The organism is Tenacibaculum discolor (assembly GCF_003664185.1).
Lineage (GTDB): Bacteria > Bacteroidota > Bacteroidia > Flavobacteriales > Flavobacteriaceae > Polaribacter > Polaribacter discolor.
This window is the reverse complement of sequence record NZ_RCCS01000008.1, coordinates 338,259-360,733: the sequence shown is the minus strand read 5'-3', so window position 1 is coordinate 360,733 and position 22,475 is coordinate 338,259. Positions and strand designations below refer to the sequence as shown.

General features: G+C 32.6%; 22 protein-coding genes. 2 read left to right on the top strand and 20 right to left on the bottom strand.

Translation table 11 applies throughout. From position 1 onward, the window contains the following. Nucleotides 1–266: 266 nt before the first annotated feature. The 14 genes from C8N27_RS12110 to C8N27_RS12045 form a co-directional block, all read right to left on the bottom strand. A complete protein-coding gene (locus tag C8N27_RS12110) occupies nt 267–1,355 on the bottom strand; it encodes a serine hydrolase domain-containing protein (RefSeq protein WP_147431731.1) in 1,089 nt (362 codons plus the stop codon). A 70-nt stretch (nt 1,356–1,425) separates the two neighbouring features. Continuing rightward, on the bottom strand, nt 1,426–2,004 hold the full coding sequence (locus C8N27_RS12105; protein ID WP_121147567.1) for an NAD(P)H-dependent oxidoreductase: 579 nt from the start codon (nt 2,002–2,004) through the stop codon (nt 1,426–1,428). Between the two features lie 5 nt (nt 2,005–2,009). Continuing rightward, nucleotides 2,010–2,351, bottom strand: a complete 342-nt coding sequence (locus tag C8N27_RS12100; RefSeq protein WP_121147566.1) for a hypothetical protein — start codon at nt 2,349–2,351, stop codon at nt 2,010–2,012. 58 nt (nt 2,352–2,409) lie between these two features. Beyond that, the gene (locus tag C8N27_RS12095) at nt 2,410–2,991 is read right to left on the bottom strand and encodes a Crp/Fnr family transcriptional regulator (protein WP_121147565.1); all 582 of its coding nucleotides are present in this window, start codon (nt 2,989–2,991) and stop codon (nt 2,410–2,412) included. A gap of 76 nt (nt 2,992–3,067) precedes the next feature. After that, complete coding sequence (locus tag C8N27_RS12090) at nt 3,068–3,799, bottom strand: GNAT family N-acetyltransferase (protein WP_121147564.1); 732 nt, start codon at nt 3,797–3,799, stop codon at nt 3,068–3,070. After that, the gene (locus C8N27_RS12085; RefSeq protein ID WP_121147563.1) at nt 3,796–4,245 is read right to left on the bottom strand and encodes a DMT family transporter; all 450 of its coding nucleotides are present in this window, start codon (nt 4,243–4,245) and stop codon (nt 3,796–3,798) included. The genes C8N27_RS12090 and C8N27_RS12085 overlap by 4 nt, the downstream gene beginning before the upstream one ends. A gap of 51 nt (nt 4,246–4,296) precedes the next feature. Then, nucleotides 4,297–4,899 (bottom strand): Crp/Fnr family transcriptional regulator, encoded by a 603-nt coding sequence (locus C8N27_RS12080; protein ID WP_121147562.1) that lies wholly within the window; start codon nt 4,897–4,899, stop codon nt 4,297–4,299. Nucleotides 4,900–4,914: 15 nt separating this feature from the next. Then, nucleotides 4,915–5,859: an XdhC family protein gene (locus C8N27_RS12075; protein WP_121147561.1), complete on the bottom strand. Its 945-nt coding sequence runs from the start codon at nt 5,857–5,859 to the stop codon at nt 4,915–4,917. 6 nt (nt 5,860–5,865) lie between these two features. Next, nucleotides 5,866–6,240 carry a hypothetical protein gene (locus C8N27_RS12070; protein ID WP_201796508.1) on the bottom strand — a complete coding sequence of 125 codons (375 nt, stop codon included), beginning with the start codon at nt 6,238–6,240 and terminating at the stop codon, nt 5,866–5,868. Between the two features lie 125 nt (nt 6,241–6,365). Further along, a complete protein-coding gene (locus tag C8N27_RS12065; protein ID WP_121147588.1) occupies nt 6,366–6,941 on the bottom strand; it encodes a GNAT family N-acetyltransferase in 576 nt (191 codons plus the stop codon). A 1-nt stretch (nt 6,942) separates the two neighbouring features. Then, nucleotides 6,943–9,195 (bottom strand): xanthine dehydrogenase molybdopterin binding subunit, encoded by a 2,253-nt coding sequence (locus C8N27_RS12060; RefSeq protein WP_121147586.1) that lies wholly within the window; start codon nt 9,193–9,195, stop codon nt 6,943–6,945. An 8-nt stretch (nt 9,196–9,203) separates the two neighbouring features. Next, the gene (locus C8N27_RS12055; protein WP_121147559.1) at nt 9,204–10,601 is read right to left on the bottom strand and encodes an FAD binding domain-containing protein; all 1,398 of its coding nucleotides are present in this window, start codon (nt 10,599–10,601) and stop codon (nt 9,204–9,206) included. 144 nt (nt 10,602–10,745) lie between these two features. Further along, entirely contained in the window at nt 10,746–11,516 is a 771-nt protein-coding gene (locus C8N27_RS12050) for a zinc ribbon domain-containing protein (RefSeq protein WP_099213818.1), read from the bottom strand. A gap of 3 nt (nt 11,517–11,519) precedes the next feature. Then, nucleotides 11,520–12,614, bottom strand: coding sequence for a Nif3-like dinuclear metal center hexameric protein (locus C8N27_RS12045; protein ID WP_121147558.1), 1,095 nt, complete (start codon nt 12,612–12,614; stop codon nt 11,520–11,522). A 102-nt stretch (nt 12,615–12,716) separates the two neighbouring features. On the opposite strand from C8N27_RS12045, the gene lpxK reads away from it, so the two are divergent. Beyond that, a complete protein-coding gene (gene lpxK / locus C8N27_RS12040; RefSeq protein WP_121147557.1) occupies nt 12,717–13,748 on the top strand; it encodes a tetraacyldisaccharide 4'-kinase in 1,032 nt (343 codons plus the stop codon). Here the strand turns inward: lpxK and C8N27_RS12035 are convergent. From C8N27_RS12035 to C8N27_RS12020, 4 genes are read right to left on the bottom strand one after another with little or no spacing between them, the layout of a single operon-like run. After that, the gene (locus C8N27_RS12035) at nt 13,745–15,730 is read right to left on the bottom strand and encodes a GTP-binding protein (RefSeq protein ID WP_121147556.1); all 1,986 of its coding nucleotides are present in this window, start codon (nt 15,728–15,730) and stop codon (nt 13,745–13,747) included. The genes lpxK and C8N27_RS12035 overlap by 4 nt on opposite strands. Nucleotides 15,731–15,769: 39 nt before the next feature. Further along, nucleotides 15,770–16,831 (bottom strand): mannose-1-phosphate guanylyltransferase, encoded by a 1,062-nt coding sequence (locus C8N27_RS12030; protein WP_121147555.1) that lies wholly within the window; start codon nt 16,829–16,831, stop codon nt 15,770–15,772. 7 nt (nt 16,832–16,838) lie between these two features. Beyond that, complete coding sequence (locus C8N27_RS12025) at nt 16,839–17,438, bottom strand: SprT-like domain-containing protein (protein WP_121147554.1); 600 nt, start codon at nt 17,436–17,438, stop codon at nt 16,839–16,841. 15 nt (nt 17,439–17,453) lie between these two features. Then, nucleotides 17,454–18,134 (bottom strand): SDR family NAD(P)-dependent oxidoreductase, encoded by a 681-nt coding sequence (locus C8N27_RS12020; protein WP_121147553.1) that lies wholly within the window; start codon nt 18,132–18,134, stop codon nt 17,454–17,456. 74 nt (nt 18,135–18,208) lie between these two features. Here C8N27_RS12020 and C8N27_RS12015 point away from each other — a divergent pair, with 74 nt between their 5' ends. Beyond that, nucleotides 18,209–19,492, top strand: coding sequence for a metal-dependent hydrolase family protein (locus tag C8N27_RS12015; protein WP_121147552.1), 1,284 nt, complete (start codon nt 18,209–18,211; stop codon nt 19,490–19,492). Nucleotides 19,493–19,824: 332 nt separating this feature from the next. Here the strand turns inward: C8N27_RS12015 and C8N27_RS12010 are convergent, their stop codons facing one another. Both C8N27_RS12010 and C8N27_RS12005 read right to left on the bottom strand, forming a co-directional pair. Next, on the bottom strand, nt 19,825–21,321 hold the full coding sequence (locus tag C8N27_RS12010; RefSeq protein ID WP_121147551.1) for a beta-helix domain-containing protein: 1,497 nt from the start codon (nt 21,319–21,321) through the stop codon (nt 19,825–19,827). Nucleotides 21,322–21,337: 16 nt separating this feature from the next. Continuing rightward, entirely contained in the window at nt 21,338–22,378 is a 1,041-nt protein-coding gene (locus C8N27_RS12005) for a glutaminyl-peptide cyclotransferase (protein ID WP_099213809.1), read from the bottom strand. Between the last annotated feature and the right edge of the window lie 97 nt (nt 22,379–22,475).

The window sequence follows — 22,475 nt, the reverse complement described above, 5'->3', positions numbered from 1 at the left end:
TAATCGGGTCAACACACGAAGCCTAATCGGGTCAACACACGAAGCCTAATCGGGTCAACACACGAAGCCTAATCGGGTCAACACACGAAGCCTAAGGAAAGTGATACCATACACCTAAGGGGAACGATGCTCCCCGCCTAAGGGGAGTGATACCAAACAATAAAAAGATAAAATATCATATTGTGTAGAAAAATGTTAGTTAGTATGTTAAATGTATAATTTTGGTTTTAAGAAGCAAGAGTATGTATAGTATTACACAAAGTGTTTTACTCACCTTCAAGTATTATAGTTGCAATTTGTGAGTTAATTTGATTTGGTCTAATAGTCCAATTTAAAGCACCATTAGTCAACAAAATTACTGTAACATTTTGATTGGTTTTTTCATTCCAGTAATGTCTGAAAGAGGAAATACCAGCTCCTCCATGTCCAACCATTCTATAACCATCTTGAAGCCTGTAAGACTCCCAACCTAATCCAAAATAGCCATCTTTTCCATTTTTTAACTTTACAGGTGTCCAAGCTTTTTCGAGTTGTTCTTTTGTGATGATTTTTTCTTTCTGAATAGCTTGAAACCATTTAACTAAATCATTTATAGAGATATTTAAACCAGCACCAGCATACATAGGAGAAGAATAATTTAGAGGAAACATTTCTAAACTCCCATTTCTTTTTTGGTAACAAGTAACCCTATTAGGAATAACTTTTTTAAACCCACCGTACTTAGCTGTACTTAAATTGAACTTGTTGAAATATTCAGTTTGCATATAGGATTCAAAGTCCTGATTTGCTAATTTTTCAATTATAGCACGAACTAGTAAAAAACCTGTTGCATTATATTTTGACTCCGTTCCTGGCTCAGAACTAAATGGTTTATCTCTTAGAGCGTCAATAACACTTTTTTCACTATCAGGAGCTAAATAGATTTGATAATCTATTTGGTCTGGAATACCAGAAGTATGAGATAATAATTGTTTGAGAGTTAATTTTTTCCAAGACTCAGGGAAGTCGTTTCTATTAGGAAGAAAATCTTCTAAAGTTTCATTTACATCTCGTTTATGAATGCTTAATAATTTATGAAGTGCAATTGAACTGAATAATTTGGATATTGAAGCAACAGGGAAAGACTTATCTATAGTCATAGGTACTTTAAGTTGCGCATGTGCTAAACCAAATGATTTTTTGTGTACTACTTTATTATCAATAAGTATTACATAGTTTAACCCAATAATATTTAGGCTATCTATGGTGCTTTCTAAATAGGCATCAGTTTTACTATAAACACTTTTGTCATTTTTTTGAGCATAAGATTTACCTATTAAACAAGTAATTAGTAATAGTTGTAAAATTAGTTTCATTAGTTCTGTTTTTTTCAATGACAGATGAGATTCGAAATTGTTACAGTTTATAAAAAATAACAGTTATTTTTTATTTGTTCAATGTTCCAAGAGTTGCTACTTTTTTCAACCATTTACTTCTAAACTTTTCTTTTGAGAGTTTTATAGGACCAATAGTAGTAATTCGCACTTTTTTTATTCCTATATAGTTTAATGTTAGTTTTTTAATCGCATTATGACTCGGGCTTCTATATATCCACTTATAGTACCAAGCAGGTTGATCTAACGTACAAATTATTCTGGCTGTTTTTCCTGTAAAACATTTATCCCACCATAAAGAGTTTTCTTTTTTATTAAAAGCAAAGCCAGGGAGTAAAACTCGATCTAAAAAACCTTTCATAATTGCAGGTACAGAACCCCACCAAACAGGATACACTAACACCAAATGATCTGCCCATTTTAGTTTTTCTTGTGCTTCTAATAAGTCAGGTTCAAGTTCTGTTCGTTTTCGATAGCCAAATTGAAGGTTAGGGTTAAAGTTTAATTCTCGGATGTTGATTTCCTGTATTTCAGCAGTCGATTTCTTAGCACCTGTTTTATAAGCTTCAGAAAGGGCATAATTAAAACTTTCCTTGTCTGGGTGTCCGTTTATAATGAGTATTTTCTTCATTTATCTTAAAAAATAGGTTTTAATGTTGCTTCAAATTGAGAACCTGTTAAGTTTTCTGTTTTGAAAAACTTATACAGTATAAAACAGGTAGGTATTGTTAAAAAGGCAGTGCAAATTACAAAAGTGCTGAGGCTACAAAAAATACCTAAAATTTGGGAGCTAGCTTCTCCTATATAAGAAGCGATATTGTTTTGCGGATTATTAAAGTAAATATGAACCGACAAGGCATACTCATAAAACCGAACTGAAGTTTCGTAGATTAACCAAGCGGGATAAAACCACTTTCTAATAGGTTCCCACCATTTTCCCCAGATTGACTTTAGTTGTTGTTTGTTGTTATCTTCCATTGTTATTGTATTTGTTAGCAAAATTGCTGTAAATGGAAGGCTTATCATTTGATATAAATCAAATTCGTTTTTTGGGGTTTCTTATCCTGCTCAACGTTTCAAGAGTTATTCCTAAATAAGAGGCAATATGTGTAAGGGGAATTCTGTTGGTTATAAAAGGATAAATACTTAGCAGGTGTTTATACCTTTCTTCTGCTTTGTTGAATTGAATGGTGTATAATCGTTCGCAAAGCCCTAACATGGTTTCAGTGACTATCTTACTAATTAAGCGTTCAAAGTCGTGATGCTTTTGAGAAAGCTTATCAACCGTATCTTTTGAAAATTCCAAAACGGTTGAATCTTCAATAAATTCAACATAATGCGGACTTGGTTCATTGCTGAAAAAGCTAACGATGGAAGCCATAAACTGATTTTCGAAAGTAAACCAATCAGAAATGTCTTTACCATCTTTTAAGTAATATGCTCTTGAACATCCTTGTACAATGAAAAAGACTTTTTTAGAGAATTGCCCTTCTCGTACAACAATGTCTCCTTTTTTATATACACAAACTTTTGAACTGGCAATTAATTCTTGTTGACACTCAGTAGATAGCGGAGTGTATGTTTTCTCAATTGTTTTAAAGACTTCTTTATAATTCATCCTTTCTCATTAGTAGCTTCAAACCTACTATTTTTTTACCAAGTTCAAAAGTTATGTGTGTTAATATGCTGTACTTTTAAGAAGGATTGACAATACCATAATTTTTCATTAAAAAGTCTAAAGAAAACCCTAATTTTAAATACATTTCTTTTGCCATTTCAGAGGCTTGTAATGTAGCTAAGGATAAGTTGTTGTCAATAGCTTTATTCAATGTCTGGCGCATAATTTCGGTAGCAAAACCTTGTTTTCTTTTTTCAGGTATAATACCCAAACTATGTAAGCCGGCAACAGTATTAGTAGTGTATAAAATTACGGTTCCAACAAGTTCTTGTTCAAAAGAAACAAGATAGTAGGGTATGGTTTCTTTGGTTTTTAAAATGATTGCTGTGTTTATTTCGTAACCAAAAGCTTTAAAAAAGGCATTGCTCCAAACATCAGCTTCTTCTGTGTTTTCTACTCTTTTAAAATTGATGTGTCTTTGAGTTTCAAACTTTTCTTTTAGTTCTAAACTCATTCCGTATTGAGTTGACTTTAACTGGAGTTTATCGTCAAGCTCCATATTGTTTTCTTGATTGGGAAGTGTAAAGTAAGAAAATGTATAACGGTTGTCTTTACTAATCATTTGCTTTTGTATCTCCTTTAGCTGATTCTCAGAAGGAGAGAGGTTGGTCCAAATTCTATTAGGCCATTGAGCGTTTTGTATATGAGCGCTTTCAAAAAATGTTTCTTTATGGTAACCTTGGTATGGAGCCGCAGCAGACTTCCATAAAGAGGTTAAGTTGTTTATGTTTGATACTACTTTTTTCATTTTGAGTTGATTAAAATAATACTAATTGCCATGAAAACAATTCCAATACACTTTTTGGTAGTTATGGGTTCAACAGGCAAGTTTAACCAACCAAATTTTCCTGCGAATAACGAAAAAACCAATTGACCACATAGACCAAAAGCAATCATTTTTGAAATACCTAGCTTTGGTATGGTGTAAAAATAAAGAGAAATACCAATCATGCTAAAAAGTCCGCCAATAAACCATAAATACCAAGGTACTTGTTGCGCTATAGTTAGTTGAATACTTTCTTCTTTGAATAGAAATATAAATAAGCATCCAAAAATAGCGCTGGCTATAGAAGTTGCTATAACAGCAATAACAGGTTGTTTTACAATAGTACCTAGTTGCGTGTTAAATCCTGCTTGAATAGCTAGTGATACTCCACCAATAAAGGCCAAAAAGTATATAAAGAATATTTTCATACTGCAAAGATGGAAAGGAAATAAAACCTTTTTCTTTACATATGTTGATTGCTACATACTTTTTTTAATGCTTTTACGAATTCGGCTTAATTGAGTGGGAGTAATACCTAAATGAGAGGCAATATAGTGTAATGGTATTCTATTTTCTATATTAGGGTTAGCGTTTACAAAATCGAGATACCGTTCTTTAGCTTCTTTTAAAACAATGTCAATTTCTCGTTTCTCTTTGTCAATTACCCAGTTTTTTTCAAGATAAGCAATATAGAAGTTTTGCAAGTCTTGGTTTTCTCTAATAAGTTGCCTGTATACATCATACGGAAAGCTAATAACTGTAGAATCCTCTATAATTTCTAGAGAAAATTGAGAAGGTGTGTTGGTAAGTGATGATACTACAGAACCTATAAAACTACCTGATAAAAAGATGTTTTTATGATATACCGTACCGTTTTTATGTAAAAAGCAAGAAACTACTGCGCCTTTGTATAGCACGTGTATGTGTTTTGACACCTTTCCGAAGGGTAATAAAGTAGCTCCCTTTTTTAAATCGTGCACTTTTGCAGCTGAAAACAAAGAAGAAATCGCCTCGTCACTCACCGTAGCATAACGATTAAAAACATTTGCTAAAAAGTCTTTATATTCATTTGGTTGATCCATTACTCTTTATACGGTTTAAGTGTTTTTTATTTGTATGATTTGTGCCGCAATACTTACCGCTATTTCCTCAGGGGTTTCACTTTTTATAGAAAGTCCAATAGGTGCATGTACTTTACTCAATTCTTCTTGAGTAAATCCTTCGTTTTGCAGAACTTCCCACATCGTTTGCAACTTTGCTTTGCTACCCAAAACACCTAAAAATTGATAGTTATTTTTAAGGAGCTTACTCAATACCAACTTGTCATCAGTATATTTATTGGTCATAATAGCTACATAGCTTGAAGAAGATTCTTCTATGTAGTTTTCAATATCATTATAATCAATAACCTGTTTTTTATGAGCAGTTTGGTTGTTTTCTAATGTGTTGAGGTTTTCTCTATTATCAAAAACAATAACATAGAAACCTAGCTTTACAAAAAGTTCAGAAACAGCAACACCTACATGTCCACCACCAACAATGTACAAGGTTTCTTTAAAACCGATATGTTCTTTGAAATACCAATCTTCTTTCGAGTTGATGTCATACTCAAACTGACTTTCTAGAATATCAGGAGTAAAATCAAATAGGGTAGAAGATAAATGTAAAGTTCCTTTTTTACCCTGCTGTAAAGAAGAAATAATGGTTGATATTATTGAGCGATACTTAGTGTCTAAGCAATGAAAGGCAACCGTTTGTTGACCAGAACAAATCATACCCGAACCATGTTTGATATTTCCTTTATGAATTTGTTTTTTGCTAAACGTTGGTGGATTCTCTTGTTGTAATAGTTGTTTGGCTTCTTCAACAAGCGCAAATTCCATAACACCACCACCTATAGAACCGTAAATAAAACCATCTTCAGTAATTAACATTTTAAAACCTTTTCGACCAGGAGAACTACCAAGGTTTTCAATTACCGTTAGTAGGTATACCTTTTGCTTATTTTGAAGTTTTGTATATAACTGTTGCCAAAATTCCATAAACGTCTAATTAAAAATGGTTTCGCTTAGTGCATAATAAATAGCCATAAGAGCTGAGAATATAGCACTTGCTAAAAAACGCCAATCGAGTTTTACTTTATTTTGAATGATAAAATTAGCGATAAACGAAATAGGGATGTTTACCAAAAACGACCAACAAGCAACAATGAATAAGTTACTAGTTATTTGGTCAAAATTTCCAGAAAATAACTTGATAAACAGTAAATGTCTAAAAATCCAAAGCGGATTAAAGTAAGCAATGGCTAATATTGTTTTTGCGAGTGTTCTTCTTAGTCCGCTATTGTTAGCTGTTTTTCTCTCTATCCAATTAAAATAATTAGGGATTTCAAGAGCATAAACGGTAGCTCCAATAAATACCATTCCGAGGAGTCTGTATAAGGAAAACTCGTTTAGTAAAAGGGATGCAATGGTATCTCCAATGCTATAAATTAAGGCACCCCTAAATATATTTTGTTTGGTGTATTGTAGTTTGATACTCTTCTTATTTATTTTGAATTAAAATCTGATTTTAATAGCGAATAAATCTCGCTATCTAAAAACACCCCATTGTAAAAATAGTTCTCTCTAAAATAGGCTTCTTTTTTAAACCCTAGTTTTAAAAGAATACTTCTTGAGTTTTGGTTTTTAGGATTTATATTAGCTTCTAAGCTATTAAGATTGAAGGTATGAAAAGCAAAGTGAATTAAGGTTTTCATAGCTTCTTTCATATATCCTTTTCCCCAATAATCAGGGCTCAACACATAGCCTATTTCACCTCTAAAATTTTGTTTGTCTAATTTCCAGATTCCAAAATCACCAATAAGTTTGTTATTTTCCTTGTTGATGATAGCCCAAGTAATTCCGTTTTTATCTTTAAAAGCTTGTTGAATGAGTTCTATTCTTTTTTCAATGTCTTGTGGAGATTGAGGCGTGTCAGAATCTAAATACTCACAAACTTTTGGATGAGTCCTAATATTAAATAATTCTGAAGCATCTGTCTTTGTATATTCACTAAATAAAAGTCTGTCACTTTCTAATTCAGGAAACGTATCAAAAACACATTCATTTATTGTGTATGTCATTTTATTTTTCATACAATCCCATTAATACTTTTTCGGGTGTAAAAGGAGCGTGGAATTTTAATTTATAATTAGGGTTAAAGGCTTTAACGGCTTGTTGAATGGCAAAATATGTTCCGATACCATACATTAAAGGAGGTTCGCCAACAGCTTTCGATTTTTTAATAGCCATTTGATTTCCTGCTGTTTTTAACGGAATGGTTTCTACTGTTTTTGGAGCTGAAAAAATATCAGGTACCTTGTAAGTAGATAACGCATTCGAAAGCAAGCGCCCATCATTATTATAGGCAATTTCCTCTAAGGTCATCCAGCCGATTCCTTGTGCTAAAGCACCTTCAACTTGCCCTAAATCAATTCCCATATTCATACTTTTACCAAAGTCGTGTACAATTTTTACACTGTCAATTTCATAATTACCACGGACACAATCTACAGTAACCGTTGTGATGGCAGTACCATACACATGGTAGGCAAACGGATGTCCTTTTTCTTTGGTCTTGTCAAAATGAATTACAGGAGTAGCATAATGGGCATTTTCAGACAATGCTACACGACGCAGCATCGCTTCAGCAATTAAAGCTTCCCATGTTAACTCTGATTTATGATCATTTGTAAAAACAAAATTCTCTTTGAAGGAGATGTTTTTTTCTTCGGAATAAAGCATGTCAGCGGCAACTTTTGTTAGTCGTTCAACTAACGAATTACAAGCCATTTCAACTGCTTTTCCGTTGAGGTCGGCAGTAGAACTTGCAGCAGAAGGTGAGGTGTTGGCAACACGCGTAGTGTTAGTTGTTTCCAGTTTAACCCTATCTGCCGAAATACCTAAAACACTTTGTGCTACTTGCAACATTTTAGTGTTTACACTTTGTCCCATTTCCACGGCAGCTGTAGAGACGCCAACACTTCCATCTTGATAAATATGTATCAATGCACGTGCATGATTCATTGGGGTATTGGTAAACGAAATACCAAAAGCGATAGGCATTAATGAAATACCTTTTTTGTAATGGTCATTCTTACTGTTAAAATCGGCAACTTCTTGCTCTAATTTTTCAAGTTGATATTGTTCTTTTGCACTAAACCATGAGTTTTGTGCTTGTACTTCAGTAGCAATTTGCCCGTAAGAAAACTCATCATTTTCAGCTAATAGGTTTGCTTCTTGAATTTCTCTTTTGTTAATGCCTATTTTATCAGCGGCATCGGCAATAGCACTTTCAATGACAAACATACCTTGCGGACCACCAAATCCACGAAAAGCCGTGTTAGGTGGTAAGTTGGTTTTACAGCTATACACTGTGGTATGTACATTGGGAACAAAGTAACTATTGGTAGCATGAAACAAAGTTCTCTCTGCAATTGCAGGAGATAAACCAGCTGCAGCACCAGAGTTTTGCAAGAACTCTGCTTCAAAAGCTTTTATTTTTAGGTCTTTTGTTAACCCTATTTTATAGAATGATGAATACGGATGGCGTTTTCCTGTCATACGTAAATCATCATGTCTATTCAGCATATATTTTACCGGACGATTCAAATGTTGTACTGCAACAGCAGCCATTACCGCCCATGGAGTAGCTTGGTCTTCTTTTCCTCCAAAACCACCGCCTAAACGAATTACATCTACCTCAATTTTATGCATTGGGATACCCAACACTTTCGCAGCTGTTTTTTGTACAGCAGTAGGTCCTTGCGTAGAGGAAGTAATTTTTATATTTCCGTTTTCTTGCGGAACTGCATAACAACCTTGTGTTTCGAGGTATAAATGTTCTTGTCCGTTAGAAAAAGTTTCGCCCTCAAACACATATTCACATTCGCTAAATGCGTTTTGAGTATTTCCTAAGTTAAATGAGCGAGGAGCATTAATAAAACTTCCTTTTTCTTTGGCTTCTTTAGCAGTTGTAATAACAGGAAGCTCTTCAATATCTATGGTAATTAAAGCTCGAGCTTTTTTAGCAATCGCTTCACTTTTAGCTACGATAAAAGCAATAGGTTGTCCCCAAAAATGTACTTCATCTTCTGCCCATAAAGGTTCATCAGGAATAATACCACCAATTTGATTTTCTCCTAAAACATCTTTATAGGTAAATATTTTTACAACTCCGTCTAATGCTTCGGCTTTAGAATAGTCTACCGATTTGATTTTTCCGTGTGCTTTTGGCGAATCAAAAACCAATCCGAATAAGGTGTCTTGACGTAGCATTAAATCGTCAACAAATAACGATTCTCCTCTAACATGTGTAAAACTGTCTATGTTCTTCATCGTTTTCATTAGGCAATTAATTTTTTAAGTTCAACTTGGTTAGGGAATAGCTCTAAAAAGTGAGCAAAAAATAACTGTCTTGCCAACAATCGCTTATAGTCAGCAGCTCCACGAACGTCGCTGATAGGAGAAATTTCTGATTGTAAAATAGCTTCTGCTTCTTTTATCGTTTCAGAATTGATTGCTTTTCCTACTAAAAAGGCATTGGTTTTGTATAAATACTTCGGAATTGCAGCTACACCTCCTAAAGAAAAATGTGCATCTATAATTATATTATTTTTTAGTGTAATTCTTCCTGCGGAATTTACACTAGCAATGTCTAAATGTGTTCGTTTACTTACTTTTTCGAAATTAAAATTGTCTTCTGCCTGAGGAACTTTAAATGTTATGGACTGTAAGATTTCGCCTTCTTGTAAATCGTATGTTTTGTAGTCTTGATGAAACTTTTGAAACGGAATTTGTCGCGTGTTTCCATCTTCTTTTTGAATGGTTAACGTTGAGTTTAATGCTAAAAAGAAAATAGACATATCGCCAATAGGTGAGGCGTTTACAAAGTTACCTCCAATAGTTCCCATATTTCTGATTTGCTCAGAAGAAACAAGTTTTAAAAATTGCTTGAGTTTAGGGAAAAGGGTTTGCAGTTGTTTACTTTCTGCAATTTCGGTAACGGTTGTATTAGCACCCAGTGTACAAAACCCTTCAGTAAAAGATATTTCTTTTAAAGCGTTTTTATCGGTTAATAAATGTACATCTTCTTCAGCCATTTTATCTGCATGCTGTACATATATATCGGTTCCATTAGCTACTTTTATACCTGTTTTTTCAAAGGTTTTTGGTTGTAATTGAGCTAATTTTTCTGGAATAGTTACAAAATAATTAGGAATAAAACCTTCCTTGATTAACCAGTCGATTTGCTGGTTGTTATCTTTTTGTTGCAGTTTTTGTTCTATTTCAAAACCTGCTTTTTCAATCGATTTATAACCTGTACAACGACAAATATTTCCACTAATAGCATCGTTACATGAGGTTGTTTGCTTGTCGTCAAGAGCATAACCAGTCATAGAAACTACAAAACCAGGGGTACAAAACCCACACTGAGTAGCATAATTGTCGGTCATCGCTTTTTGAACAGTGTTTAGTTCTTTGGGTAAATTAATTCCTTCTACCGTAACAATATGCTTTCCGTTAGCATTTCCTAAGGGAGAAATACAAGAAGTTATACTTTGGTAACTAAGTTTATTATCTTTTAAATCACCAATTAAAACAGTACAAGCTCCACAATCGCCTTCACGACATCCTATTTTTGTGCCTTTTAATTGTTGATGTTCTCGAATAAAGTCGAGTAAGGTAATACCAGCGTTTGCTGTAGTTTTTATTACCTGATTATTTAATATAAATTGTATCATAAGCAGAATGCAAGATACGAAAATGTAACGTTAGGTGAAAAGCGAGGGGCTTTGATTTTTAATTGTTACTAATTTTAGAATTAAAACTTATAGCAACAAAAAAGCCTCCAATTTGGAGGCTTTGTATATGTTTTAAGAAAAATATTAAGCAAATAAGCTGTCAATTTTTTCTTTTTCTTCTTGTGCTAAAGCTGGATCTACTAAAATACGACCACTGTGCTCGTCAATTGTAATTTTCTTACGGTTAGCAATTTCTAATTGTACCTGTGGTGGAATAGTAAAGAAAGAACCTCCAGCAGCTCCACGCTCAATAGCAACAACTGCTAATCCGTTTCTTACTTTAGTTCTAATTCTTTTATAAGCAGTTAATAAATGTCTGTCGATAGATTGTGAAAATTCTTCAGACTTTTCTTTTAATAATTGCTCTTCTTTTTCAGTTTCCTTTAAGATAGCATCTAATTCACCTTTTTTGTGAGCTAAATGTGCTTCTTGTTGAGCTAATTTTTCTTTGGTATTATCAATAACCTCTTTCTTTTGAGAAATCTTAGCTTTGTATTCTTTAATTCTCTTTTCAGATAATTGAATTTCTAATTCTTGATACTCAATTTCTTTAGATAAAGAGTCGAATTCACGGTTATTACGAACATTTTTTTGTTGTTCTTCGTACTTAGTAATTAAGTTTTTAGATTCTTCAATAGCTAACTTTTTGTTACTAATATCAGTTTCTAAATTTTTAACATCCTCAGCTAAATTAGAAAGTCTTTTGTTTAATCCGGCAACTTCATCTTCTAAATCTTCAACTTCTAAAGGTAATTCACCGCGAACGTTTCTAATCTCGTCAATTCTAGAATCGATTAACTGTAAATCGTATAACGCTCTTAATTTTTCTTCTACCGTTACTTCTTTTTTTGCCATCTGTTAAATATAGTGTATTGGATTTGTACTCTTTTCGCTTAAAATAATTGCAAAAGTACTAATTTTTTTGCTAAGATAATCAACTAAAAGGTTTTTTGTAAACTGCTCGCTTTCATAATGTCCTACATCTGCAAGTAATATTCTTTTTTCTGCTTTAAAAAATTCATGATATTTAAAATCTGCACTAATGTAAGCATCTGCTCCTGCTCGCATCGCATTTTTAATAGCAAAACTTCCTGAACCTCCTAATACAGCTACCTTTTTAATAGGTTTGTCAAGTAGTTCAGAATGTCTAACACAGTCTGTTTTAAATGTTTTTTTTACAAATAATAAAAAATCTTTTTCATTCATTGCAGATGGAAGTTCTCCAATCATACCCATACCCACATGTTGATTTTGATTGTCTAAAGTTATAACTTCATAGGCAACTTCTTCATACGGATGATTCTTAAACAATGCTGAGAGTATTTTACCTTCTAAAAAAGAATCGAAAGTAATCGTAATACAGGTTTCTTTTTCAAATATAAGTTCCCCTTTTTCACCTATAGTAGGGTTAGAGTTCTCATTTCCTTTGTAGCTTCCTTTTCCTTCTGTATTAAAAGAGCAGTTGTCATAATTACCAATGTTTCCTGCACCTGCTTCAAATAATTTGTTACGAAGGTTATCAGCATTTTGAGAAGGAACATACGTTGTTAGTTTTTTGATGATTCCTTTTTTAGGAATGAGTGTTTTCATGTTTTTTAATCCTAAAACTTCTCCCATTTTTGCTGAGACACCATTATTTACATTGTCTAATGCAGTATGTGTAGCATAAATAGCAATATTATTTTGAATAGCTTTTAATACGACGCGTTCTACATAATTGTTGCCGTTTATCTTTTTTAATCCGCTAAATACAATGGGATGAAAACTTACAATAAGATTACAGTTATTAGCAATTGCTTCATCTACAGTTTCTTCAAGAGTGTCTAGTGTAACTAAAACTCCTGTAACTTCAGTACTGTAATTACCTATTAATAAACCAACATTGTCAAAATCTTCAGCATATGAAAGTGGTGCTAGTTGCTCAATATAGTTGGTGACGTCTTTTATTTGCATTTGGGTACGTTTTCAAAATATTACTATAGCAAAGTTACAAAGTAGAAAAATGAAAATAAAAGTATCCTGTACATTAATGCTTAAATTATTACTTTTGGTGTAATGAAGCTACTTCGATTTTTATTATTTCCGTTTGCTGTTTTGTACGATGCTATTACGAGAATTCGTAATTGGTTTTTTAATCTAGGTGTTTTAAAATCAACTTCTTTTGATATCCCAGTGATTGCTGTTGGAAATTTAAGTGTTGGTGGAACGGGAAAATCTCCGCAGATTGAATATTTGATACGTTTATTGAAGGATGATTATAAAATAGCGGTGTTAAGTCGTGGTTATAAACGTAAAACAGAAGGGTTTCAACTGGTAAACGATACACACATAGCTGAAGATGTTGGAGATGAACCGCTCCAGTTTTATAAGAAATTTAAAAATGATATTACGGTGGCTGTGGATGCTGATAGAACATATGGAATTCAGCAGTTATTACAGACTCATAACCCACCAGAAGTAGTATTGTTAGATGATGCTTATCAGCACAGAAAAGTAACTGCAAGTAGTTATATTTTACTCACAAAGTATAACGATTTATTTGTAGATGATTTTTTATTACCTACAGGAAATTTAAGGGAAAGTAGGAGAGGGGCTAAACGAGCGAGTGTAATTGTGGTTACTAAATGTCCTGAGAATTTATCGAAGGCAGAGCAAGAAAAGATAGTACGAAAACTCAATCCGAAGTCGTATCAAAAAGTATTTTTTACGACGATTGCATACGACGAAGATTTAAAAGGAACAGAAGAACTAGTAATTTCAGACTTGAAAGATAAAGAAGTATTGTTAGTAACAGGAATTGCAAATCCTAAACCATTATTGAACTTTTTAAAAGAAAAAGAAATAGGTTTTAAGCATTTAAATTTTCCAGATCATCATAATTTTACTCAGCAGGACATTTCAACTATTAAGAAGAGTTTTGATGAATTACTATCTCAACAAAAAATCATTTTGACTACAGAAAAGGATTATATGCGATTGGAGGGTAAGATTGATCCACTAAATTATATTTCTATAAAAAGTGATTTTCTAAACGAAGAGAAAGTTTTTAATTCTTTGGTTTTAGAAGAAATAAAAAAGAAGAATTAAATTACTCGTTCGTCAGCTTTATAAGCGCCACGACGGTGCAATATCCATTGAGCTTCGTCTAATGGGTTCACTCCTTTAAAATCTCTGGATTTACCTTCTCCTTCAGGACATGTGTCATAGCCATGAAAAACCATTCGCAAACGTATACGACCACTACAAAGTGTATTTAATTTAATGCTTAGGTCTAAAGAAGTAGCTACAGGAATTGTTCCTGTAAGATGCATCATTTCATTTTGAAAAGTAGGAGAGTTGATTGTTGCTCTTCTAGTTGTAAGTTCAGAAATAATTTTACTTAAAAACTCTTCATTGGTTTTTATTTCAAAGCGAACTAAGGGTTCTAACAAATGAGTTCCACCAGCTTGTAAACCTTTCATGATTCCCATTGGAGTAGCTAAATTAAAATCACCAGGTCTAGAGTGTACATTGTGGTCTTCTCCTTTAATCAATGTTATTTTTATATCAGTAACTTCCCAACCTAATAATCCTTGTTCTAAAGCTTTTGGAATCGTTCTAGCTATTTCGTTTTGATATTTATTATGAATATCATTTTTAGATACAACAGATTGATAACTAACACCAGAGTTTAAGGGAGCAGGTTCAATTAAAAAAGTCATAATAGCCCAACAAGGTTTAGGCATCCAATAGCGAACATAACCTTCTGCAGCTTTGCTTATGGTTTCTTTGTATACAATTTGAGGTTCGGTAAAACGAACAGGGATTGAAAACCGTTCTAGTAATATATGGGTTAGTACCTCAATTTGCATGTCTCCCATTAACAATAATAAGAGTTCCTTTTCAGGTTTATGCCATTTGAATTGAAGAGTAGGATCTTCTTTGTCGATGATTTGCAACGCTTGTGCTAAGGCATTATAATCTTTATCATTGTCAGGTAACACTTGTACACTTAAAACAGGTGTGTTTAATTCGGGTAATTTTGGAATTCCTTCGGGATTGCCTAAAATATCTCCAGTTTTTGTATCAACGACCCCTGTAATAATTCCAATATCACCAGTTTTAATAGTAGCGTCAATATGTTTGGTATGATGGAAGACCTTTGATTGGTTTATTTTAGTTTCTAAGGCTTGGGTGTGGTTGTAAATAACCGATTTAGAAGATAACTCACCAGAAAATACTTTTACATATGCCATAACACCATGAACTTTATGATGCTCTATTTTGTATACATAAGCAGAGGCTTCTTGAGAAGTATTGTTTTTGTTGGGTTTGATAAAACTTGTTAATCCGTCTAGTAATTCTTTTACACCGATGTTATTTTTAGCAATTCCTGTAAATACCGCTGAAATTAAAGCTTTAGAAGTGTTTTTTATGATAGCTTTGATGTAGGTTTCATCAGTAATAGTATTGCCATTTAAGTATTGTTCAAGCAAGTCTTCATTAGTTTCAATTAACTCTTCTAAAATGGTTTCTTTTTGTTCTTTGGTAACTGAACTATTATGAAAAACAGGACTAATACATGCGGAATCTAACCCTTCATTATGAGCAGTATAAATTGGGGCAGTTTTAAATTGAAGCTCATTTTTTATTTGTTCTAAAACACTCTCTGTATCTGCACCTTGTCGATCAATTTTATTAATGAAAATTATTGTTGGAATTTTCAGTTTTTCCAAAGCGTCTACAATAGTTAGGGTGTGAGCTTGTACACCTTCAACAGCCGAAATAACTAAAACAACTGCATCTACCACACATAATGTTCTTGCAACTTCACTAGAAAAATCTACGTGCCCAGGAGTATCAATTAAGTTAACTTTGGTGTCATTCCAAATAAAAGAAGTGGTTGCAGCTTTTATGGAAATTCCACGTTCTTTCTCAAGTACTAAACTATCAGTAACAGTAGAACCTTTATCTACACTTCCTATATTTCTTATAGCTCCTGTATGATATAGTAAATGTTCTGTCAAGGTAGTTTTACCAGCATCAACATGTGCTAAAATACCTATGTTAAGAATGTTGGAATATTCCATTAATCAATAATGTGTTATAGAAAAGAGAGGAGTAACTTATTAAAATTTCTCTTTTACTTTTGTTCGTAGTTGTTTTATGTCTTGTTCTTCTTTACGTGGACAAATAACCAAGACATCGTCTTTTTCTACGATAATAAAATCTTGTAAACCTTGAACCACTACTTTCTTGCCATTTTGAGTGCTAATCATATTTCCATTAGCGTTTTTAAAAATAGTATTAGCTCCAACAGTTGCATTTTGATACTTGTCTTTACCTAGTTTGTTGTATAAAGAACCCCAAGTACCTAAATCATCCCAACCAAAATCAACAGGGAGCACATGTACTTTTTCTGAGCGTTCCATAATTCCGAAGTCAATAGAAATGTTTTCACACTTTTCATAATTATTCTTTATAAAATCGCCTTCAAGATCTGTGTTGTATACATTATTTCCATGATCTAAAATGTCAACCATTTCAGGGAGGTACTTTTTAAAAGCAGCTAAAATACTTGAAACTGACCAAACAAAAATGCCGGCATTCCACAGATAATCACCACTTACTAAAAATTGAGTAGCTTTTTCAATGTTTGGTTTTTCGGTAAAGGTTTTTACTTTTTTTATTTCAGAAGAATTTTCTTCAAACTGAATATAACCATACCCTGTATTGGGATGATTTGGTTGAATTCCTAAAGTCATTAACATGTCTTCTTTAGCACAAACCTTAAAAGAAGTCTCAATATTCTTAATAAATTCAGTTTCGTTTTCTATCCAATGATCCGATGGAGCAACTAACATCACTGCATTTTTATTTTGCTGATGAATTTTTAAAGCAGCATATAAAATACAAGGAGCAGTATTACGCATTACAGGTTCAAGTAATAGCTGTTTGTTGCTAATTTCAGGAAGTTGTTCTAATACTAATTCTTCGTAACGTTTATTAGTGGCAATTAAAATATTTTCTGCTGGAATTAATTGATTAATTCTGTTAAAGGTTTTTTGTAACAAAGACTCTCCAGTTCCTAATAAATCATGAAATTGCTTAGGGTACTTTTCAGTACTTACAGGCCAAAGGCGAGAACCTACGCCACCCGCCATAATTACTGCGTAATAATTAGTATTCATACAAGTATTATTTGTTTAAAGCTACTAGTTTCACTTCTGCATTTTGGTTGAATAAATATACACGCTTGTTTTCTAAATTTAAACATTCATAGCGTGTTCTTCGTTTATCACCTCTTTTGTATAGTTTATCCTTGAATTGAAAAACGCTTCCATTAGGTATTTCAAAGATAAAGTTCTTTCCGTCTTCTGATTTTCCACCTCGCAACGCCAGTGATAAATTTACATCAGCATCGGTACTGGCTTTTGGGTTTTTTAAGTAGTTGGCTAAATATGGTAGAATGTTTTTTGGATAAATTTCGGGTTGTAAAAAAGGGAGCATTAAATGCTGAAATACTGTTTTCCATTCTTTACCGTGGGGTTGTACTCTTCCAAATTTTTGATATGTTACATGGTGTGCAATTTCATGAATTAGTGTTAGTAAAAACTGATATGGATTCAAATTATTGTTGACTGTAATTTGCATGTGTCCATTTGGTAAGCGACGAAAATCACCGTGTTTAGTTTGACGTTCACTTACTATTTTCAAATTGATACGGTGTTCAATAATTAAATATTCAACTAACGGAATTGCTTCTTCAGGAATGTATTTAATCAATGTCTTTTTCAAATGTAATACTTGAATTTAAGGGGTAGAACTAGAAACTTGTAAAACTTTACCGTTGTAATACTTACTACCTGTTAAAGCAAAATCAAAAATGTAGTTAGCCATTTCTTTAGCCGATAATGGAGCTTCATAACCAGGGAAAGCTTCCTCCAGCATTTCTGTTTGTACAGCACCTAAGGCTAAGACGTTAAAAGCTATTTGTTGTTCTTTATATTCTTCGGCTAGTAATTCAGATAAAGTAATTACTGCACCTTTGGCAGAGCTGTAGGCAGCTAATCCAGGGAACTTCATACTTCCTTGAATTCCACCCATGCTACTTACAGTTATTACATGACTTCCTTTTTGCATAAACGGTAAAAGGTTTCTAGTTAATTCAGCAACTGCAAAAACATTTACTTTATATACCTCTTCAAAATCTTGTGTTGTTAATTGTTCAAAAGGTTTATTAATCAATTTTCCTGCGTTATTGATGAGAATATCTACCTTTTTCCATTCGGTAGTAACAAAACTAACCGCTTTTTCTATATCTATTTCGTTAGATAAATCAACAGAAATAGTTGTGATGTTTGAATGATTTATTTGCTCTAAAGGTTTTGTATTTCTAGATAATGCTAATACCTGATGTCCTTGATTAGCAAACTGCTGTGCTAATTCAAAACCAATACCTCTACTGGTTCCTGTAATAACAACGTTCTTCATGTAACTGTTAAAATTTAAAAAGGCAAGCTACATAAAAATCACTACATTTATTGCTTAATCATTCTTAAATTATCATGAAAAAAAGATTTTTTTTAGTACTGTTTTTAACGATGTCGATTGTTTCATTTGCTCAGAATACCTATATATTCTGCGGAAAGTTAATTGATACAGAAAAAGGTAAAATAAATAAAGAGCAAACCATTGTAGTAAATGGAAATAAAATTATTGATGTATTAAAAGGATATGTGAGCCCTGAAAATTCAGAAGATGTTGTTATAGACTTAAAAGATAAGGTAGTAATGCCAGGGTTAATTGATATGCACGTGCATATTGAAAGTGAACATAGTCCGAAATCAAGGTTGGAAAAATATATTTTGAATGAAGCTGATAGAGCGTATAATTCTGTAAAGTTTGCAGAAACAACCTTATTAAATGGTTTTACGACAGTAAGAGACTTGGGAGGAACTGGAGTGAATATATCATTAGCAAAAGCAATTAAAGCTGGAAAAATAACTGGTCCACGAGTGTTTACAGCTGGGAAATCTTTAGCGACTACAGGTGGGCATGCTGATCCAACAAACGGTAGTAGTAGAGAATTAATAGGTAATCCAGGTCCGAAAGAAGGGGTTGTGAATTCGATTGAAGATGCTAAAAAAGCAGTACGTCAACGTTATAAAAATGGAGCTGACTGTATAAAAATTACAGCAACAGGAGGTGTGTTAAGTGTGGCTAAAAGTGGCGATAATCCACAATTTAATATTGATGAAATAAAAGCGATTTGTGAAACAGCAAAAGATTATGGGATGCACGTGGCAGCTCATGCTCATGGAGATGAAGGAATGCAGCGAGCTATTATTGGAGGTGTAAAAACTATAGAGCATGGAACCTATATGAGTGATATTACCATGGAGTTGATGAAAAAACATGATGCATATTTAGTACCAACTATTACAGCAGGAAAAGAGGTTGAAGAGAAAGCAAAAGTAAAAGGATTTTACCCAGAAATTGTAGTGCCTAAAGCATTGGCTGTTGGTCCGCAAATACAAGGAACTTTTAGTAGAGCTTACAAAAGAGGAGTAAAAATAGCTTTTGGTACTGATGCTGGAGTATTTAAACACGGTAAGAATGGAAAAGAATTTGGATATATGGTAGAAGCAGGAATGCCAGCTATGGAAACCATTCAATCTGCTACAGTAACTAATGCAGCATTGTTAGATATGAAAAATGAGTTAGGTCAGATTAAAAAAGGTTTTTTTGCAGATATCGTCGCAGTAGATGAAGATCCTACTCAAAACATCCATACGATGGAAAACGTGGTTTTTGTAATGAAAAATGGAGAAGTATATAAAATGAAATAATTAGCGGAAGAAAGCCTTAATTACAAGTAGCAAAAAAGGAATACTTAAGTATTCCTCTTTTACCCTGTATAGATTCCTCAATCTATTAGTATTGCCCCCCGACAAATATTTTTATATATATTATTTTTCTTCTAAAAAAAAGAGCTATTCATTGCAGTTAAGAAGAATAGCTCTCAACTAACCAAACTAATTAATCTATTTATTTTATTACTATGAATGAAACAAATACATTACAAATATATATTTACTTAGTAGTGTACTTTATTATAATTCGACGAATGGATTGTTTTAATCGTTAAATGGAAGTGTTTTTGTAGATAAACCTTATTAGCTTAAAATTCAGTGTGTTGATAAGCGCCAATATCTGGCATAGAGTTTCGAGGAGTACCTAAAATATCTTCAGAAACAGCGGAAGGTTTTGCTTTATTAATAGCACCACTATTTTTACCAATGATAAATTCATTTTTAGTAACATCTTTAAAGTTAGGTTCTCCGTTTAAAATGTTGTTTTGATAATGTGAAGTGTCATCAAAATTTAATTCATTATTATCTACAAATGAATTATTAAAATCATCAAATTTGATTAAGCAATTTTCAACCATGTAGTTAAAAGTTGTTCCATCTATTTTATCAAGTATAAACTCTATATTGTTATTTCCTTCAATAATGCAGTTTGTAAAATTAGCGCTAACTAAATCATTAACTTCAGTAACTTCTTGGTTACTATCGTTGATATAAGAGATATGGTTATTTACTAAAACTGAAGGTAACTGACGGATACTATTATTCCAAAAATTAGCAAAAGTGGCATGGGTAAAATTATACTTTCCTCCAAAAGTACAAGCTAATGCAGATTGTCCTGCACTACCTATTACTAAGTTCTCTCCTTCAATATGAGTATTTCTACCTAAAACACCATAATTTGAGCTGTTATATATCTCAGTGTTTTTTATAGTTAGCGTAGGAGAGGAAGTATTTTGTCCGTCAACAAGAAGTCCAACAGTTCCATTTTTAATTTGAGTATGATTTAGCTCGTTGTTATAACTACCTTCACGTATCCAAATAGCTCCCCATTGTCCTGGAATTTCACTAAACTGATGTTCTAGTCGGTCACCTTCAAAAATAATTTTTTCATCTAAAGTTCCATTGGTTTTTAAGCTAGCGCCTTTATCAATAATTAATCCAGAATTGTTGTGAAAGTGAATTTTAGCTCCTGCCTCAATTGTTAGTGTTTTACTAGAAGGTACTGCTGCATAACCGTAAATAACATAGGGTTTTTCATTGCTAAAAGTGAGTTCTTCATCAGTTAAAAAGCGACCTTGAATCTTAGTTTCTTTACCATCAATAGTTAATGTCTCAATACCCGAACTGTTTTTAGTAGGAAAAATAAAATGAGCGTCTTGTACTAAAGTAACTAAATCTACATCTTGTTGATTTTCTCCATTATCAAACAATATTTTATCAGTATATAAAGGATCGGTAACGGTGTTAACATCAATAGTAGTTTCTATAAATACATAGATACTATCATTTGCTAAAATATCGATGTTATTAAAGTTATCACCAGCTAAACCATCTACATTTAATCGGTAATTTGAAGTACTTCCATTCTCTAGTTTAATCTCTGGAATAGTAATGGTTTTGTTACTCTTATTATATACTTTTAAGTTATAGGTTGCAGAGCCTATATTACTAAAAATAGTATCTAGAAATACTGTGTCTTTTGAAAATTGTAGCTTCCCATAACTAGGTACTGTAGTGAAGTCTTTTCTACAAGACATTACAATAATAGATAAAATAAGCGCTAGTATGGGAAGGGTATTTTTCATGATTTTAGGTAGTAGATTATTGTTTGATTAATTCTATTTCAAATAATTTTCCCCAATGTTTTCCTGTAACAAATAAACGGTTGTTTTCAGCATCATACGCAATTCCGTTTAATACATCATCTTGAGGTTCTAAAGTTTGATCTTTAGCAACAATATCTCTTAACCCATTTAAGTTAGCTACACCTTCAACAACACCTGTTTCTGGATTGATAATAACTATTGAGTTTTGTTGCCATTTATTTGCGTAAATTTTTCCGTTGATAAGTTCGATTTCATTTAAATTATCAACAGGGTATTTGTTAGTGTATACTTGTACACTTCTTTTTTCTTCTTGGGTGTTTGCATCTAAAAACCAAACCTTGTTACTACCATCTGTTTTAATAAGTTCAGAACCGTTGTGCGTTAAACCCCATCCTTGATTACTATTTGTATAGTTAAAGCTACCAAGTTGTTTAAATGTTTCAAAATCGTAGATAAATCCTTTTCGAGCATGCCATGTTAACCAATAAATTTTATTGTTAAAAATGGTCATTCCTTCACCAAAGTACTTTTCATCCAAATCAGTTTTTTGTAAAACTTTTCCAGTTTCTAATTCAACTTTTCTTAAAGTAGATTCACCATTACGACCTGTACTTTCGTATAAATAACCGTTTTTGTATTCTAACCCTTGAGTGTATGCTCCTTTATCGTGCGGATAAATATTTGCAATTTTATAAGAATATACAGCAGGAGCTTCTTTGGCTAATACCTCAATAGAGTTGTTTAGCTTTTTTGATTTGTTAGGATAAAAAGCTAAAGCAGTAACAGCATGTTTTCCTACACCAAAATCAGCAGTGTTAATAGTAACACTTGTTTCGTTAGTATTTACACGCTTGTTGTTTACGTAAAGTTGTACAGAATCTATCTGTTCACCCTTTAATTGTTCAAACTTAATAGCAGCTTTTTTACCTAGGGTAGTTTTTTTAGTAGTGTCTAGTTTAAATTTGTAATTAGTTTCGCTACAAGAAGTTATAAGTAAAGTAGTTAATCCTAAAGTTAAAAGTTTATAAAAACGCATATATAAAATGTTATTTTCTGTAGTTTATAAAGATGTTGTACAAATTAAAGCAAATTATTTGTTTGCAAATTAAAAAAAAGGGTTAAATTTGCACCCT

Excerpts from the sequence above, each read along its gene's own strand:
- lpxK (WP_121147557.1), top strand. The coding sequence starts at position 12,717 with ATGAAGCTACTTCGATTTTTATTATTTCCGTTTGCTGTTTTGTACGAT.
- C8N27_RS12105 (WP_121147567.1), bottom strand. The coding sequence starts at position 2,004 with ATGAAGAAAATACTCATTATAAACGGACACCCAGACAAGGAAAGTTTT.
- C8N27_RS12005 (WP_099213809.1), bottom strand. The coding sequence starts at position 22,378 with ATGCGTTTTTATAAACTTTTAACTTTAGGATTAACTACTTTACTTATA.
- C8N27_RS12015 (WP_121147552.1), top strand. The coding sequence starts at position 18,209 with ATGAAAAAAAGATTTTTTTTAGTACTGTTTTTAACGATGTCGATTGTT.
- C8N27_RS12095 (WP_121147565.1), bottom strand. The coding sequence starts at position 2,991 with ATGAATTATAAAGAAGTCTTTAAAACAATTGAGAAAACATACACTCCG.
- C8N27_RS12085 (WP_121147563.1), bottom strand. The coding sequence starts at position 4,245 with ATGAAAATATTCTTTATATACTTTTTGGCCTTTATTGGTGGAGTATCA.
- C8N27_RS12080 (WP_121147562.1), bottom strand. The coding sequence starts at position 4,899 with ATGGATCAACCAAATGAATATAAAGACTTTTTAGCAAATGTTTTTAAT.
- C8N27_RS12075 (WP_121147561.1), bottom strand. The coding sequence starts at position 5,859 with ATGGAATTTTGGCAACAGTTATATACAAAACTTCAAAATAAGCAAAAG.
- C8N27_RS12035 (WP_121147556.1), bottom strand. The coding sequence starts at position 15,730 with ATGGAATATTCCAACATTCTTAACATAGGTATTTTAGCACATGTTGAT.
- C8N27_RS12070 (WP_201796508.1), bottom strand. The coding sequence starts at position 6,240 with ATGGTATTTATTGGAGCTACCGTTTATGCTCTTGAAATCCCTAATTAT.
- C8N27_RS12090 (WP_121147564.1), bottom strand. The coding sequence starts at position 3,799 with ATGAAAAAAGTAGTATCAAACATAAACAACTTAACCTCTTTATGGAAG.
- C8N27_RS12065 (WP_121147588.1), bottom strand. The coding sequence starts at position 6,941 with ATGACATACACAATAAATGAATGTGTTTTTGATACGTTTCCTGAATTA.
- C8N27_RS12030 (WP_121147555.1), bottom strand. The coding sequence starts at position 16,831 with ATGAATACTAATTATTACGCAGTAATTATGGCGGGTGGCGTAGGTTCT.
- C8N27_RS12100 (WP_121147566.1), bottom strand. The coding sequence starts at position 2,351 with ATGGAAGATAACAACAAACAACAACTAAAGTCAATCTGGGGAAAATGG.
- C8N27_RS12010 (WP_121147551.1), bottom strand. The coding sequence starts at position 21,321 with ATGAAAAATACCCTTCCCATACTAGCGCTTATTTTATCTATTATTGTA.
- C8N27_RS12110 (WP_147431731.1), bottom strand. The coding sequence starts at position 1,355 with ATGAAACTAATTTTACAACTATTACTAATTACTTGTTTAATAGGTAAA.
- C8N27_RS12060 (WP_121147586.1), bottom strand. The coding sequence starts at position 9,195 with ATGAAGAACATAGACAGTTTTACACATGTTAGAGGAGAATCGTTATTT.
- C8N27_RS12055 (WP_121147559.1), bottom strand. The coding sequence starts at position 10,601 with ATGATACAATTTATATTAAATAATCAGGTAATAAAAACTACAGCAAAC.
- C8N27_RS12050 (WP_099213818.1), bottom strand. The coding sequence starts at position 11,516 with ATGGCAAAAAAAGAAGTAACGGTAGAAGAAAAATTAAGAGCGTTATAC.
- C8N27_RS12045 (WP_121147558.1), bottom strand. The coding sequence starts at position 12,614 with ATGCAAATAAAAGACGTCACCAACTATATTGAGCAACTAGCACCACTT.
- C8N27_RS12020 (WP_121147553.1), bottom strand. The coding sequence starts at position 18,134 with ATGAAGAACGTTGTTATTACAGGAACCAGTAGAGGTATTGGTTTTGAA.